The organism is Corynebacterium uterequi (assembly GCF_001021065.1).
Lineage (GTDB): Bacteria > Actinomycetota > Actinomycetes > Mycobacteriales > Mycobacteriaceae > Corynebacterium > Corynebacterium uterequi.
Genome location: NZ_CP011546.1, coordinates 1,902,827 through 1,917,416, shown reverse-complemented (window position 1 = coordinate 1,917,416; position 14,590 = coordinate 1,902,827). Strand labels below are relative to the sequence as shown.

At 63.0% G+C, this 14,590-nt stretch carries 18 protein-coding genes; 7 read left to right on the top strand and 11 right to left on the bottom strand.

Going from position 1 to position 14,590, the window contains the following annotated elements:
- Nucleotides 1-4: 4 nt before the first annotated feature.
- The gene (locus tag CUTER_RS08885; RefSeq protein ID WP_047260119.1) at nucleotides 5-2,575 is read left to right on the top strand and encodes an ABC transporter permease; all 2,571 of its coding nucleotides are present in this window, start codon (nucleotides 5-7) and stop codon (nucleotides 2,573-2,575) included.
- Between the two features lie 323 nt (nucleotides 2,576-2,898).
- Nucleotides 2,899-4,095, top strand: a complete 1,197-nt coding sequence (locus CUTER_RS08880) for an RtcB family protein (protein ID WP_047260118.1) — start codon at nucleotides 2,899-2,901, stop codon at nucleotides 4,093-4,095.
- On the opposite strand, the gene CUTER_RS08875 is transcribed toward CUTER_RS08880, so the two are convergent.
- Genes CUTER_RS08875 through CUTER_RS08865 form a run of 3 tightly spaced genes read right to left on the bottom strand, consistent with a single transcriptional unit; the run spans nucleotide 4,092 to nucleotide 6,180 of the window.
- Entirely contained in the window at nucleotides 4,092-4,439 is a 348-nt protein-coding gene (locus CUTER_RS08875) for a fluoride efflux transporter FluC (protein ID WP_047260117.1), read from the bottom strand. The genes CUTER_RS08880 and CUTER_RS08875 overlap by 4 nt on opposite strands.
- Nucleotides 4,436-4,750 carry a fluoride efflux transporter family protein gene (locus tag CUTER_RS08870; protein WP_047260116.1) on the bottom strand — a complete coding sequence of 105 codons (315 nt, stop codon included), beginning with the start codon at nucleotides 4,748-4,750 and terminating at the stop codon, nucleotides 4,436-4,438. Before CUTER_RS08870 ends, CUTER_RS08875 begins: the two co-directional genes overlap by 4 nt.
- An 11-nt stretch (nucleotides 4,751-4,761) precedes the next feature.
- Nucleotides 4,762-6,180, bottom strand: a complete 1,419-nt coding sequence (locus CUTER_RS08865) for an alanine/glycine:cation symporter family protein (protein WP_047260739.1) — start codon at nucleotides 6,178-6,180, stop codon at nucleotides 4,762-4,764.
- A gap of 186 nt (nucleotides 6,181-6,366) precedes the next feature.
- Between CUTER_RS08865 and pgm the strand changes: the two genes are divergently transcribed.
- Entirely contained in the window at nucleotides 6,367-8,025 is a 1,659-nt protein-coding gene (gene pgm, locus CUTER_RS08860) for a phosphoglucomutase (alpha-D-glucose-1,6-bisphosphate-dependent) (RefSeq protein WP_047260115.1), read from the top strand.
- Between the two features lie 110 nt (nucleotides 8,026-8,135).
- Here the strand turns inward: pgm and CUTER_RS11410 are convergent, their stop codons facing one another.
- The 3 genes from CUTER_RS11410 to CUTER_RS08845 all read right to left on the bottom strand — a co-directional run bounded on the left by CUTER_RS11410 (nucleotide 8,136) and on the right by CUTER_RS08845 (nucleotide 9,148).
- Entirely contained in the window at nucleotides 8,136-8,465 is a 330-nt protein-coding gene (locus tag CUTER_RS11410; protein ID WP_236684795.1) for a tyrosine-type recombinase/integrase, read from the bottom strand.
- A gap of 191 nt (nucleotides 8,466-8,656) precedes the next feature.
- Nucleotides 8,657-8,902: a hypothetical protein gene (locus CUTER_RS08850; RefSeq protein WP_047260113.1), complete on the bottom strand. Its 246-nt coding sequence runs from the start codon at nucleotides 8,900-8,902 to the stop codon at nucleotides 8,657-8,659.
- A gap of 21 nt (nucleotides 8,903-8,923) precedes the next feature.
- Nucleotides 8,924-9,148, bottom strand: a complete 225-nt coding sequence (locus CUTER_RS08845) for a hypothetical protein (protein ID WP_047260112.1) — start codon at nucleotides 9,146-9,148, stop codon at nucleotides 8,924-8,926.
- A gap of 368 nt (nucleotides 9,149-9,516) precedes the next feature.
- On the opposite strand from CUTER_RS08845, the gene CUTER_RS08840 reads away from it, so the two are divergent.
- Nucleotides 9,517-9,756: a hypothetical protein gene (locus tag CUTER_RS08840; RefSeq protein WP_047260111.1), complete on the top strand. Its 240-nt coding sequence runs from the start codon at nucleotides 9,517-9,519 to the stop codon at nucleotides 9,754-9,756.
- Nucleotides 9,757-9,995: 239 nt separating this feature from the next.
- Here CUTER_RS08840 and CUTER_RS11765 read toward each other — a convergent pair whose 3' ends face one another.
- From CUTER_RS11765 to CUTER_RS08830, 5 genes are all read right to left on the bottom strand, one after another.
- Nucleotides 9,996-10,145, bottom strand: coding sequence for a hypothetical protein (locus CUTER_RS11765; RefSeq protein ID WP_158408128.1), 150 nt, complete (start codon nucleotides 10,143-10,145; stop codon nucleotides 9,996-9,998).
- Between the two features lie 85 nt (nucleotides 10,146-10,230).
- Complete coding sequence (locus CUTER_RS11760) at nucleotides 10,231-10,377, bottom strand: hypothetical protein (protein WP_158408127.1); 147 nt, start codon at nucleotides 10,375-10,377, stop codon at nucleotides 10,231-10,233.
- Nucleotides 10,378-10,708: 331 nt separating this feature from the next.
- Nucleotides 10,709-10,921 carry an integrase core domain-containing protein gene (locus CUTER_RS12075; RefSeq protein ID WP_082121339.1) on the bottom strand — a complete coding sequence of 71 codons (213 nt, stop codon included), beginning with the start codon at nucleotides 10,919-10,921 and terminating at the stop codon, nucleotides 10,709-10,711.
- A gap of 12 nt (nucleotides 10,922-10,933) precedes the next feature.
- A complete protein-coding gene (locus tag CUTER_RS08835; protein ID WP_158408126.1) occupies nucleotides 10,934-11,632 on the bottom strand; it encodes an IS3 family transposase in 699 nt (232 codons plus the stop codon).
- An 8-nt stretch (nucleotides 11,633-11,640) separates the two neighbouring features.
- Nucleotides 11,641-11,916 carry a hypothetical protein gene (locus tag CUTER_RS08830; protein WP_047260110.1) on the bottom strand — a complete coding sequence of 92 codons (276 nt, stop codon included), beginning with the start codon at nucleotides 11,914-11,916 and terminating at the stop codon, nucleotides 11,641-11,643.
- A gap of 46 nt (nucleotides 11,917-11,962) precedes the next feature.
- Here CUTER_RS08830 and CUTER_RS08825 point away from each other — a divergent pair, with 46 nt between their 5' ends.
- The 3 genes from CUTER_RS08825 to CUTER_RS08810 all read left to right on the top strand — a co-directional run bounded on the left by CUTER_RS08825 (nucleotide 11,963) and on the right by CUTER_RS08810 (nucleotide 14,306).
- On the top strand, nucleotides 11,963-13,057 hold the full coding sequence (locus tag CUTER_RS08825) for a VG15 protein (RefSeq protein ID WP_456236262.1): 1,095 nt from the start codon (nucleotides 11,963-11,965) through the stop codon (nucleotides 13,055-13,057).
- A 590-nt stretch (nucleotides 13,058-13,647) separates the two neighbouring features.
- Nucleotides 13,648-13,980, top strand: a complete 333-nt coding sequence (locus CUTER_RS12070) for a CdiA C-terminal domain-containing protein (protein ID WP_407919180.1) — start codon at nucleotides 13,648-13,650, stop codon at nucleotides 13,978-13,980.
- Entirely contained in the window at nucleotides 13,977-14,306 is a 330-nt protein-coding gene (locus tag CUTER_RS08810) for a hypothetical protein (protein ID WP_047260106.1), read from the top strand. Before CUTER_RS12070 ends, CUTER_RS08810 begins: the two co-directional genes overlap by 4 nt.
- The last annotated feature ends 284 nt before the right edge of the window (nucleotides 14,307-14,590 follow it).

Genomic DNA, 14,590 nt, shown 5'->3' with positions numbered 1-14,590 from the left:
GCCTATGGCACGTTCCACCATGACGAAGATGTCGCTGCGCACCATCGCCGCCCACAAGCTCCGGCTGGGCCTGACGGTGCTAGCGGTCGTGTTGGGCACCGCGTTCATCTCGGGTGCCTTCATGTTCACCAACACCCTCTCGCAGGCCTTCGACGCCGCGATCAACAACACCTACCGCGGGGTCGACGCGGTGGCCAGCTCGGCCGATCCGACGCAGCTGCTCACCCTCGACGACGCCCGGGCGGTGGCCGAAGACCCGCAGGTCAGCCGGGTGACGCTGCCCTCGCAAACCACCGTGGTCATCGCGCGGCGCAGCGGCGAAGAACTGACGTCGCTACAGACCGCCGGCGGCGCGTCCTACATCGGCATCTGGTATCCGGCCGACCAAGCGATCGGCGAGCAGCTGAGCATCGTCGAGGGCCGCGGGCCGGCCACGGCCGACGAGGTGGTCATCAACGCCGCCGCGGCTCAGGCGCACGGCGTGGCGGTCGGCGACGAAGTGGTTATCGTCGACCCGGCCAGCCGCCACAACGCCCGGGTGTCGGGGATCTACGACACCGAGCTCGACCAGCCGTTCCTCGTGCAATTGCGGACCACCGAGGCCGGCTACCTGGAGCATTACACCGACGGCGAACACGTGGGCCAGATCCTCGTCGACGGCGCCGGGGACCCCGAACAGCTGGTGAGCCATCTCTCCGCCACGTACCCGCACTTAACCATCGAGACGGGCCAGGCCCTGGCCGATGAAACCGCCAAGACCATTCAAAGCGCGCTGAGCTTCGTGAACTACTTCCTCATCGCGTTCGGCGTGGTGGCCCTGCTGGTCGGCACGTTCCTCATCGCGAACACGTTCTCCATGATCGTCGCGCAGCGGACGAAGGAGTTCGCGCTGCTGCGGGCCCTCGGCGCGTCACGACGGCAGATCACCCGCTCGGTGGTGGGTGAGGCGATCGTAATCGGCGTGCTCGGCTCCAGCCTCGGCGTCGTCGCCGGCGCCGGGCTCGTGGCCGCTATCCGGGCCTTCATGGCCAGCCAAGGCTCCTCCCTGCCTGGAGGCGGCCTCGGGTGGTCCACCGGTTCCGTTGTCGTCCCGATCGTGTTGGGCACGGCGGTGACGGTGTTTTCAGCGTGGTCGCCGGCGCGCCGGGCCGGCCGGGTCCAGCCCGTCGAGGCCATGCGCTCGCAGGAGACCGCGAGTGAGCAGTCCCTGTTCCTTCGCACCCTCGTCGGCATCGTGGTGCTCGCGCTGGGGCTGGGGGCGGCGCTCGCCGGCGCGATCATCGAACAGTGGAGCACCGGACAGCGTGCGCTGTGCGTGGGCACCGGCGCGGTGGCGCTCATCGGCGGGTTCTACCTCGCCGGTCCGGCCCTGAGCATGCCGGTGGTGCCCACCTTTGGCCGGGTCATCGGCTGGCCTTTCAAGGCTGTCGGCCGGCTTGCGTCGACGAACACCTTGCGCAACCCTCGCCGGACCTCCGCCACGGCCTTCGCGCTGGCATTGGGCATCGCGCTAGTAACAGTCATCGGGATGCTCGGATCCACTATGAAGAGCTCGATTAGCGACGTGCTGGACACGGACGTGAGCACCGATTACCTGCTCACCGGCCCCATCACAGGTAGCTTCCCGGTGCCGAACGACGTCCCGGAGACGGCCCAGTCCATTGCCGGGGTTGGCTCGGTGACGTCGTACCTCACAGCGCCGGTGACGGTGGGCGGGTACTACGACATCGCGGTTGGCGCCTATGGGGCCACGAGCGTCATGGATGGCAACCCCGCTAACATGCTCAATCTCACCATGGCCTCCGGCAGTGCCGACATCTCCGACGGGGGCGTGCTTGTCTCTGCAGAGAAGGCCGCCGAGCTGGGGTGGCAGGTCGGCGACAGCGTGGAGCTGGCGTTTGCCGAACCGGTGCTGCCCCCGGTCCCGGTGGAAATCGTCGGCACCTTCGAGCCTCACGATCTCCTGCGTTCCTTTGTGGTGTCCCAGGTGGACGTCGAGCAGCTGGGGTTGACCGAGGAGGCCGAGCGGCTCGTGCGGGTGGGCGTCAACGCGGCGCCGGGTGTTGCCCCCGAGACACTTCGCGAGCCGTTGAATGAGGCGATGCGCGATTTCGTGGTCGTCGAGGTGCTCACCGAGGACGAGTTCGCTGGCGTTGCCGGCCGGTCAGTCAACGACATGCTCGCGGTCCTCTACGCCTTGCTATCGCTGGCCATCATCATCGCGGTGCTCGGCATCGTCAACACGCTGACCTTGAGCGTCATCGAGCGGCGCCAGGAATTCGGCATGCTGCGCGCCGTCGGCTCCCAACGCAGCCAGATCCGCCGGATGGTGTCCCTGGAATCCGTGCAGGTTGCGGTCTTCGGCGCCGCCTCGGGCCTGGCCATCGGTGGGCTTTTGGGTTGGGCGTTCATCACCGTCCTGGCAGAGCAAGGCCTCGACGGCGAGGTGGGCGTTCCCTGGTTGCTCATGGCTGTGGTGCTGGCCGGATCGATCGCGGTCGGCCTGCTCGCGGCGGTCCTACCAGCCCGACGGGCGGCGGCCACTCCGCCACTGGAGGCCATTGCGGGGGAGTAATTCTCTACCCCCTTGCCCGGAGTTGGGGTGGTGTGTTTCAATGAGCAGCGGTCACCACTGAGGACAACCGCGCAGTATCACGCAGCGTGGTCGAAGAAGAAAGGATGCAGCGCCATGAAAACGCTTCAGCGCGCACTATCCTTTCATAAGAAACCTCAGCATGACGTGACCTCACAGCACGCAGGGTAGGTCCCTGCAGCCAATTTTGGGCGGTGTCGCGTTAACAATGCGACGCCGCCTTTCGTCATTTTGCGGCCTCCCACCTGTGTTACAAAGCCAGTGGTTGTGGCCCCTCATCTCTTCGAAAGGACGGGAGAATTGTCATGACTTCCGCACGTCGGCCTCGGCCGACGAACACTACCCACACCATCGAAATCTTCGCCAGCGAGCTCGAGGATTCGGTCTTGGAACAGGCGCGCCACACGGCCGCCCTGCCCTTCATCTACCCGCACGTCGCGCTCATGCCGGACGCTCACTTCGGCAAGGGGTCCAGCGTCGGCACCGTCTTTGGTACCCTTGGTGCGGTCATTCCGGCCGCCGTCGGGGTGGACATCGGCTGCGGCATGATTGGGGTACGCACCCGCTTCACGGCCGAGGATCTCGCAGCTCGAGGTGACCTCGGGCAGCTGCGCGACGCTGTCGAGCGCTCCATCCCGTTGTCGCCTGGAAATTACAACTCGTGGGTACTGCGGACCTCCGCAGAGGCTCGTACCCGAGAGCTGGCGGCTTTGGCCGAGGACAACGACGTCGACCTGCGCCACTCCCGAAAGTGGCGTCAGCAACTCGGCTCCCTCGGTGGCGGTAACCACTTCATCGAACTGTGCCTTGATGAAGAGCAGCGCGTGTGGATGTTCCTGCACTCCGGTTCTCGGGGTGTGGGCAATAAGATCGCCCAGAAGCACATCCGTGTGGCTCAACGGGTGTGCGAGAAGTACTGGATTACCCTGCCCGACCCGGACCTGGCGTACTTGGTGGAAGACACCCCCGAATTCGATTCCTACCTCCGGGACCTGGAGTGGGCGCAGCGTTTCGCCTACCTCAATCGGGAGGAAATGATGGATCGGTTTGCCGAGTGCCTCGGCGACTACCTCGGCGCAGAGGTGGTGGAAGAGGAGCGGATTAACTGCCACCACAACTACACGACGAAGGAGCGGCACTACGGGCGTACGGTGTGGCTGACCCGCAAGGGCGCGATCCGGGCTGATGAAGGAGTTCGGGCGCTCATCCCCGGTTCCATGGGAACGTCGAGCTACGTGGTCACGGGGTTGGGGCACCGCCCGGCGCTCAACTCCGCCCCGCACGGGGCTGGACGGCGTTTTTCGCGGACCGAGGCGCGCAAGCGCTTCACCGTCGAGGATTTGGAGCAGCGGATGGAGGGTATTGTCTACCGGCCGGGCGAGGCCTGGGTGGATGAGATCCCCGATGCCTACAAGGACATCGACGCTGTGATGCAGGACGCCGCCGCGCTGGTGCGCATCGATCACCGCCTCCGGCAGGTCCTCAACGTCAAGGGCACCTAGCCGACGGCGCCGCCCGCAACCATGCCACCGGCAGCGGCGAGGACGCTGGCACCCAGCGTCGACGCCGCGTAGGCGACGGCGCGGCGGCGGTGGCGGTCCACCCACAATTCGACCACCTGGGCAGCGAACGTGGACCAGGTGGACAGCGCCCCGGACAGTCCGACACCGAGGAGGAGGTAGCACCAGCCGTGCACCTCGGCTCCGGTCAGGCCGCCGAGCAGGAGCGACGCCCCGACGTTCGACAGGAGGATCGCCCGTCGGCTCGGCTGCTGGCGGGTGAGCCACCAGCGGGTGAATCCTCCGAAAAACCCTCCTACGGCGACGAGGACCGCCGAGCCGATCATCGCGTCCCTCGTGGCAGCGATCGGCCAAGGATTACTCCGCCGAGGCAGCCGAACGCGGTGAGCGCGGCGTAGCCAATGCCGGGGAGGATGCCGAGCGAACCGGTGAGCACCGCGAAGGTGGACATGGAAGTAAACCCCCCGAGCACGCCGGTGCCCCAGAATGGTCCTGGACGAACGTAGCCGATCGCGACGCAGCCGACGACGTTAATTAGCAACGTCGTCGCCAGCGCACCCCCAAGAGCAAGCCCGACTAACCAGCGGGCCAAGGCCCCCAGCGCCGCTCCCATGCCGACTACCGCACCCTGACTCACACTCGGAGAGTCTAGCGCCAGTCCAGGTTGCGCTCGGCGTTGAATCGCTCCACCTCAGTCTTGGAGTGGGTGAGCTTGGGATCGAAGGTGAGATAGTCCCGGGTCTCCCGGGCCACGAGCCGCGACAGAATGAGCAGTCCTATGAGGTTAGGGATGGCCATGAGCCCGTTGGCTAGGTCGGAGAAGGTCCAGGCGAGCTCAATGTGGCTGATGGCGCCGATGAACACGACGACGGTGAACACCATGCGGTAGGGCACCGAGCCGTGCTCGCCGACGAGCGAGATGAGGCAGCGCTCCCCGTAGTAGGCCCAGCCGATGATGGTGGAGAAGGCGAAGAAGATAAGGGACACGGAGACGATGGTCCCGCCCCAGTCGCCGGGCAGTACGGTGCTGAAACCGTCGGCGGTGAGGGTGGCGGCGCTATCGGCGCCCTTGGTCCACACGCCCGAGGTGACGATGACCAGGCCGGTAATGGACACGACGATGATGGTGTCGATGAAGGTTTGCGTCATGGACACCAGCGCCTGACGCGCCGGGTGGGTGGTCTTCGCTGCCGCCGCGGCGATGGCGGCGGAGCCCATGCCGGACTCGTTGGAGAAGATGCCCCGGGCGACGCCGAAGCGGACGGCCATCATGATGGTGGCGCCGAGGAATCCGCCGCTGGCGGCGGTGCCGCTGAAAGCGTCGGTGAAGATGAGGGCGATCGCGGCCGGGATCTGATCCGCCATGAGCACGAGGGCCACAATGCCGCCGACGATATAGATAATGACCATGAGCGGGACGAACGCGGCAGTGATCCGGCCGATGGACTGGATGCCGCCGAGCAGGACCGCGCCGACCGCGATGAACATGATGATCCCGGAGACCATCGGGTCAAGGCCGAAAGTGTCCTCCAGGCCGGCGGCCACGGAGTTGCCCTGGGTGAGGTTGCCGATGCCAAAGGAGGCGAAGGTGGCGAAGATGGCGAAGAGGACGGCGAGGGTGGTCCCGAAGCCGCCGGGGATTCCGCGCCGGAGGTAGACCTGGGGTCCGCCGAGCTGGCCACCGCGGCTATCCGTCGTCCGGAAGCGGACGCCGAGGTAGGCCTCGGTGTATTTCGAGGCCATGCCGAGCAGGCCGGTTACCCAGATCCAGAACAACGCGCCGGGACCGCCCAGGGCGATCGCGGTAGCCACGCCGACGATGTTGCCGGTTCCCACGGTGGCCGCCAGAGCGGTGGTCAACGCTTGGTAGTTGGAAATGTCTCCTTCGGTGTGTTCTTCGTCCTCGTCGAGGAAGGCATGGCGCAGCGCTCTACCGAGCGTGCGGAATTGAATTCCCCGGAGCAGCACTGTGAGGTAAATGCCGGTCCCGAGGAGTAACGGGATGAGGACAAAGGGTCCCCACACGACTCCTGAGGCCGCGCTCAGCGCGGCTGTGATCTGTTCCACCATGGTGATGGAATTTACGATGTGTCACTAGTGAGGGGGAAGCGTGGTGGCCTATTTTCCGATAGATATTACCTGTAGGGCCCCCGTTCGGGGGTGTGATGGTGTGGAATCCGCCGCCCGGCCCGGCAGTTTCGAGAGACAATGGACCACGACTACTCACCACTAGCACCCTACGAAGGAGTGGACATGGCGCACGAGCGTGCTGGGCAGGTCGCCCAGCCCCAGGACCTTATCGACATCGCGGAGGTAGTATCCGCGTACTACACCCGGCAGATCGACGCCGACGACATCAACCAGCAGGTCGCCTTCGGCACCTCCGGCCACCGGGGCTCCTCGCTGGACAATGCCTTCAACGAACCCCATATCCTGGCCACCACCCAGGCCATCGTTGATTACCGCCGCGACAATGGCACCAACGGCCCCGTGTTCGTCGGCCGCGATACCCACGCTCTCAGCGAGCCCGCGATGATCTCCGCACTGGAGGTGCTCATCGCCAACGACGTTACGGTCCTGGTCGACGACCGCGGTCGCTACACCCCGACCCCGGCCGTATCGCACGCGATCCTTTCCCACAACGCGAAGCTTCCGGGCGGCGTGACCACCACCGACCCGAGGCGCGCCGACGGCATCGTCATCACCCCCTCCCACAACCCGCCGCGTGACGGTGGTTTCAAGTACAACCCGCCCTCGGGCGGCCCGGCCGATACCGATGCGACCAGCTGGATCGCCGACCGCGCCAACGACTACCTGCGTGCCGGGCTCGACGGCGTGAAGCGGACCCCGGTATCGGGCGTGCTCGACGAGCGTGCCGAGCGGTACAACTACCTTGACTCTTATGTCGACGACCTGCCCACCGTCGTCGACCTGGCGGCCATCAAGAAGTCCGGCCTGCACATCGGGGCCGACCCGATGGGCGGCGCCGCCGTCGACTACTGGGGTGTTATTGGCGAGAAGCACGGCCTCAACCTTGAGATCGTTAACCCGCTCGTCGACGCCGCCTGGCGCTTTATGACGCTCGACACCGACGGCAAGATCCGCATGGACTGCTCCTCCCCGAACGCCATGGCGTCGCTCATCGGCAACCGAGACAAGTTCGATATCGCCACCGGTAACGACGCCGACGCCGACCGCCACGGCATCGTCACCCCCGACGCCGGCCTCATGAACCCGAACCACTACCTCGCCGTGGCCATCGAGTACCTCTACTCCCACCGCGAGCAGTGGTCGCCGGAGATGGGCGTGGGCAAGACGCTGGTGTCCTCCTCGATGATCGATCGCGTCGTGGAGTCGCTTGGCCGGAAGCTCGTGGAGGTGCCCGTCGGCTTCAAGTGGTTCGTGCCGGGGCTCTTCGAAGGCTCCATCGGCTTCGGCGGCGAGGAATCCGCAGGCGCGTCCTTCCTGCGCTTCGACGGCTCCGTGTGGTCCACTGACAAGGACGGCATCATCCTCGACCTCCTGGCCAGCGAGATCACCGCCGTCACCGGCAAGACCCCGTCGCAGCGCTACGCCGAGCTGGCCGCGAAGTTCGGCGCCCCGTCGTACGCCCGCACCGATGCCAACGCCAACCGTGAGCAGAAGGCCGTCCTCAAGGCCCTGTCGCCGGAGCAGGTCACCGCCACCGAGCTGGCCGGCGAGGCTATCGTCGCCAAGATGACCGAAGCGCCGGGCAACGGCGCCGCCATCGGCGGCCTCAAGGTCACCACGGAGAGCGCTTGGTTCGCGGCTCGTCCGTCCGGCACCGAGGACAAGTACAAGATCTACGCCGAGTCCTTCAAGGGCGACGAGCACCTCGCACTCGTCCAGAAGGAAGCACAAGCCCTGGTCAACGGGGTTCTAGGGGCGTAGAAACTACCCCGCCCCAGCGCCCTGCTCGGAAGGGAAATCCCGAAAAAATCCCGACGCACGAGCAACCAGCTCCCGGACCGCCTCACCACGGCCCGGGAGCTGATGCGCTTTTAGCCGAGTTTGACTGCCACACTCGCATGACCCAGCAACCCCGATACCGTTGCCAAATCAACACCACCAGCCAACAACCGGGACGCAAACAAGTGACGCAGCGAGTGAAAATGCACCCGAGAATCAACCCCCGCCCCATCCCTCACCCGCGCGCAACCCAGCCTCCACACCAAAACGCACCGCCAACGGCAACCACACCGCCCCCTCACACTGGCACGCAGCACGGTACAGGGCGCGAACCTCCTCGTCAGTCGGGACGTAGAAGTCCCCCGAATGGCCAGTGTCGAACCGCTTGAGCACCACTGCAGGGTTGCGTGCCAGCAACCCATCATCCACGGCCCGCTGGAACACGGTCCGAAGCTGGCCTGTCTTCACTTTCACCGTCGCCGGGGATAATGCCCGCCCCTTCGCCCACGGCCGCCCATCACGCAAGCTGATAGCCCACGCCTCAACGTTTAACGGCTTGACCTCCACCACCCGCATAGCAGCCAGGGGGCCGAGATTCGCCCGAAGAATCTCCCTATCCCGGCGGGTACCCGGCTTCGTAGCCAGCGTTGATGTAATCCTCAACAAGATCAGCCACAGTGGTGGTCTCATTCGGGTTGATCCACCTGCCGTGGCGGACGTCGGTTTCCTGGTCCTGGAGGAAGGCTTTCGCTTCACGCTGGGTGGGGAAGGTCTCGGAACGTTCTTTGCCGTCGGGGTCCTTGTAGCGGGCTACCCAGGTCGTCTTACCTGAGGCGGTGGTGCGTTTTTGAGGTTTCATTGTTGGTGTGTGGCGGCTGGTTTAGCGGCGGGGGATGGGGGAGCCGGGTCGGTTGGCGTGCCATTGGCGGACTTCGTCGGCGTCCCAGAGTCGGGTCTTTCCGAGGATGGTGGCGACGTAGGCGGGGGTGCGCCCGTTGGCGCTGTAGTTGCGCCACGTCGCCGGGGAGACGCCGATGTGGTTGGCGCAGTCTTCCCCTAGCCAGAGCACTCGCCCGGTGTCGGCGTCGATGATCGTGGGGGTCATGAGGTGGCCTTTCGGTGATTGCGGATCATGATGGCAGCCCTGCTGATGGTGAGGGCCGCGAGAGGGGCTAGTAGGGCCGCTCCTGCCCAGAACGGGGCTTTGAGGATGGTCGCCACGGCCAGGGCTATGAGCAGGCACGAGGTGATGGTGTTGTACAAGGTTGGTGAGAGGTTCTCCATGGCTGTAGCGTGGGGCTAGCGCCCCGGTTCAGGATGGTTCGAGCTTACTGAACCGGGGTTTCTAGCTGTCTTTTCCTTTCTTGGATTCGATTTCCTTCATGGCGGCCCGGAGGCTGTGGGTGACGGCGGGGGCGTGGTGTGCCCAGCAGCTCACGGATGGGGTGGTGACGGATCGTCAGATTCGGTTGCTTGGAGGGACTCGGAGGCAGGCGGGGCTGCCAGGCCGCGAAGACCGAGATCGCCGACTGTGAACAAGCCGCTCGTGCTGCTCGCCGGGCGGCGATTGACACCTGCGAGTTCTGCGACGACCACGGCCGCGCACACATCGCCATGGTCATCCACAAACGCCACGGCAACAACAACCCAGCCGACCAATACGCCACCATGACACTCGAAAACCTCATCAAACTCCTCGACGGCACCCCCTAACCAACTAGTAAATCACCCGGCCCTAGCTAGCGGCCCGCCCCACGACGCCCAGCACCACGCCAAGAGCGCACCTCATCGGCCAACCACAACGGCGTACGAGCATCCAACCGCCCCGCCGGCCCAGGCGCCTGCCCACGAGCCACATACGCCGTCCACGTCGACTGAGCAACCCCACAAAAATCCACACACTGCCGAACAGTCCAATACTCCCGGCCAGCATCATCCACCACCCGGAACAACTACCCCACCTCCACAGCAATCCGGCGACGCACCACAGCCGACGCCACACACGCCCCGGGAACCAACAACACCCACGACGGCGCCCCCACGGCCGCAATCATCAACGCGGCCAGCGAGTAGAGCACCAGGTCGCCGTACTCTTCCAACATGACAAACTCCTTCAACAACGAGAGGTAAGATCAATACGAGTGGCCCCGGAGGGCCTGGCACATAGCGGGTGCCAGGACCCCGGGGTTATTTCTTGCTGTCAAGCTCCTTGGGCTTATCGCCCTGGCTGAGCTTCACCCACTGCCGAGCTTCGGCGGAAACCACCACCACGCTCACCACCATCACCACCCACCCCAACAACCACCACTGGCACACCCAAGCCCAAACAATCATCCACCAACAAACCACCACACTCGACCACATCCTCGGACCACAACAACCCACCAACCAATGGGTAACCATCGACCAACTCGCACGCCTAGCCGGAAAGAAACCAAACACAATCATACAATTGATGAAATGCCACAACATAACAAGACGAATCACCCAAAACGGCCGTAGGAAGTACGACTTAACAGAAGTGACACCCAAATTGCTACAACGACAGCGAGAGGGGTCCCGGGAGCACACGTCCCTGGGACCTCAACCCATACCCACAGGAGCCCAACAATCGGACACACCACCCCCAAACACTGAATCGGCCTGGCTCTGTGAGAGGGTCCTGTTACGCGACTACAACCGTCGCTACGTTGTCACTTCCAACAAACTCGGATCGACACTCCACCGGCGGAACATACCCCACCGACGAATGCAACCTTTCACTATTATACCACCTCACCCAATCAGCGGTAGCAAACTCAACCTCCATCTCATCGTCCCACCCCGCTTCGTCAAAATGAATCAACTCCGACTTATACAGTCCGATTGTCGACTCCATCAAACCGTTATCTTATGCATCATCAACAGACCCGATCGAGCCTTCCATATCGTGCCGCGCCAGCAATGACCGAAAATCGGACGACGTGTACTGCGACCCAGCATCAGAATGATGGATCACCCCCGCGGACGAAAACCCTGGATCCACACGCCTCCGGCCCGCGAGCGCCTGACGCAACGCCCGAACAACCAACGACGAATCCGGTTTGACGTCGACAACAAAACCCAAGATCTCCCGCGTGAACACATCAGTCATAAAAGACACATAACAAAAACCTTTCCTGGTGCGTACATACGGGAAATCCGCAACCCACCACTGATTCGGGCGCTGCGCCTGCTTCCGCGCACGCTGGATCCGATCTTCGAACCACGAAGCCCTAGGATCAGCCACCGTCGTACGCACCATCTTCCCACGTGAAACGCCGGAAATTCCCAGCACTCTCATCAGTCGGCGAACGTGGTCACGGCCCACCGACCAACCACTGCGACGAGCCGCAACCCACAACTTCCTATACCCATAGACTCGCCGGTTCGTCTCCCACAATTGGTACACGCGATGCGCCTGGTACGCCTGCTCTATCTCCGCTGCGGTAGGGCCGAAACTTCGGTCCTGGTACCTGTAATACGTAGCGGGGGAGATGTCATAGTGATGCTCTTGAAGAACTTGGCACATCCGCTCGATGGAGTATAAGTGCCGATGACGTCGTAGCAACTCTACGACTATTTCAACGTGCGGTCGAGCTCCGCCTGGGCGAAAAAAGCCGACGCCAACTTCAAAATCTCGTTGGCTTCTTTCAACCTGGCGTTTTCCTTCCGCAGGCGCGTAAGCTCGGCATCCTTCTCGGCCTCAGTAGCGGCATGGTCGTTCCTGTTAGCTGTTTCCACAGCACGGATCCAATTCCGCATCGTGGGGATCTTTACTCCGGTGACTGCGGAGACCACGCGAAGCGCAGCGGCCTTGGTCTCAGCGCTGGCTTCGAGCTCGTCGAAGTACATTCTCACGCCCCTATGCCGGGTCTCCTGGTCCTAAGGGCTGGTAGCCATGATCTTGCTCCTGTGTTGCATCATGCCCTCTCACCAACCCAGACCGCTTCACGGGTATGCGCGGGTGCTCTCCGGGCGTGAGAATGGTGCGTTTTGCACCATGTTGGCGTCTCGTGGCCCGGTGTACCGGGAGGACATTGTGGTTAGGCGTCGTGATGGGCGTCGTTATCACGATGGGTGTGACTGCGTGCCGGTGCTTGTGGTGGATGGCGAGTCGTGGGCCGGGCAGGAGCAGTATGAGCGGTTGGAGGCCAGGTGGCGTGAAGTCACGTGGAGCAACGGGATGCCCGGCCCGAACCAGTGGCGGCGGTGGCGCGCCCATGTTGAGGGCGGGAACCTTAACGCCCGCGATTACAGCCCGTTTACCAAGCCGAAACCAGCGTGGCAGCCGCCGCGAGGAAAGTATGCTGGCGGTGACCAGGTGCGCAGGTGGCAAAGCCTTGACGCCACACCACGACTAACTAACAACGAAGAGGAAGAGGCATACACGCGAGTGAACCCCCGTCTAGAGGAAGTGCCGGACAACCTGCCGGAGGGTATGGGCAAGGAGCCGTGGAAGGTGAATTGCGTGCGCTGCGTGTCTGCCTCCGAGCTGCGGCGCCGAGGCTACGACGTGACCGCCGGAGCCGGAACGTTCAAGTCGCCTGCCGATATCGGCAACGCCCAGCACTCGTTGAACATTGGATGGCGGAACACCGAAACCGGGAAACCTCCCGAGCTTGTGACATGGCGAGGGATGACGAAGAAAGCTGACCAGTCCCTCGTGAAGTACTTCAACAAGACCATGCCCGACGGGGCGAGAGGGTTCGCGACGAACTCGTGGAAGACAGAGAACGAACTCCGTCGTGAGAAGTGGTTGCCGCCTGTTCCTGACGGAGACAAACGTAGTGGCCATATCCTGGTGTGGGAGAAGATCGGGCGCAGGATCGTGTTTCATGACCCTCAAACAGGAGAAGTAAGGCAGACCCCTACCGCATACATGGCACATAAGGAATACCTCAATGGATCCTTATCCATGTGCCGGATTGATGATTGTCAGCCCCTTGACGGGGTTCTCGATGTTCTGGGAGGAGACCTAGACCAATGGTACTAAGCCGAAGAGAAGTTCTTGAGAAGGTAGTCCAAAAGTTTGGCGACCGGTTGGATCGTGATTTCTATGAATATGGGGAGGGGAGGTACTGCTTCCTTGTGAGCCCCTCCGGCCCCTCCGGGGATTCTGGTGTGGTGCACTGCGGTGATTCGCCGGTGGTAGTTGTATTTGAGGAATCTGGCGAGGTTATGTCCGGGGGCGCAGCCCCGTGTTTCGCTCCGAGAGATTATGCGGTGTTTGATTTTGACGGACAGGTGCTGAGGTCTCAGGATGAGGTGCGGGCGCAGCGGTTGGCTCGTGAGGCTGAGGAGGAGCGATTGGCTGAGGAAGAGGGGGACGATTTTGGGGAGCCTGTTCCTGCTGACTGGAAGGATTCAGGCGCGTCATGGTGATTCCGTTCGCCTTGAAGAGGAACGCCGCCAGGGAATATTAAAGAGGCTTGACATGTAGTCGATTCGTAGCCATCCCCGAACCAGTGGCGGCGGTGGCGCGCCTATATCGAGGGCGGGAACCTCAACGCCCGCGACTACAGCCCGTTTACGAGGAAGCGGGGTTCGCTCGACCTTAACGGAGTGAAGCCCGCCGCTCACGAGATGGTCACCTACCAGTTCCTGGTCGACCAGGGGCATCACATCCAGCTCATACCCCGGTCGGATCAAGAGAAGGTGAAAACGCCAGATTGCTACGTTGACGGGGCCCGTACCGAGGTCAAGGCGCCGAATGGAAGCTCCAAGAACACCGTCTACCAGAATGTTCGGAGGGCAAGGAGTCAGGCCCCTCGGATTGTTATTGATCTGCATAGGTCTGGGCTCGATGTACAAGAGGCGTTGAGGCAGGTGGAGGATGCCGTCCGAAGATATGCTGAGGTTGAGGAAGTGACGGTCATTAGTCAGGGCCGTTTAATTGTGAAACGGAGGAGAAAATGAGTACCAGCACTGAGATTACAACCGATGCAGAGTTGGGAAAGGTAATCAGGGTAGTTGAGAAGTTCCTTGAGCCGGTAAGCTTAACCTCTGACGGCGGGGAAGGGAAAGTGTTTCGTTTTGGCACTCCTGGGGGTGCCTACGTTACGGTTTCGAGTGATCTGAAGATTGAGGTTGACGAGATCGAATCTTGGCTCGATATTTACGAGCAGACTGAGCCGGGAGCAGCTCAGCGGATTTACCAGGTTCTTGCGGAGCAGTTATCTGAGCGGGTGACGTTGTTCGCTCCCGATTCTGCTGATGTTGTCGCCGAGGCTAATGTGAGCTAATCCATCGGCTGTCGCCGGTGTGAGTGGAGTAGATGAGTCGTGTGAGGTGCCCTCCGGATGCTGGATGAACAGGAAGGCCGGCCGTCGTAGCGTCGGAGAGTGTGGCAGCTGGCGGAAGCTGGGAGTGTGTCAGGTGAGTTTGTGGCGCGCCCGCCGCCGATCAACTCGCCCCAACGCAAGCGCCCCGCCACCTCTAGGCAGAAGGGCAGGGCGCTTGGGAGACTCTAACTGAGGATCAAGGCCAGTACATCGTGGATGCCGTCCACTGTGACTTTGATGACCAG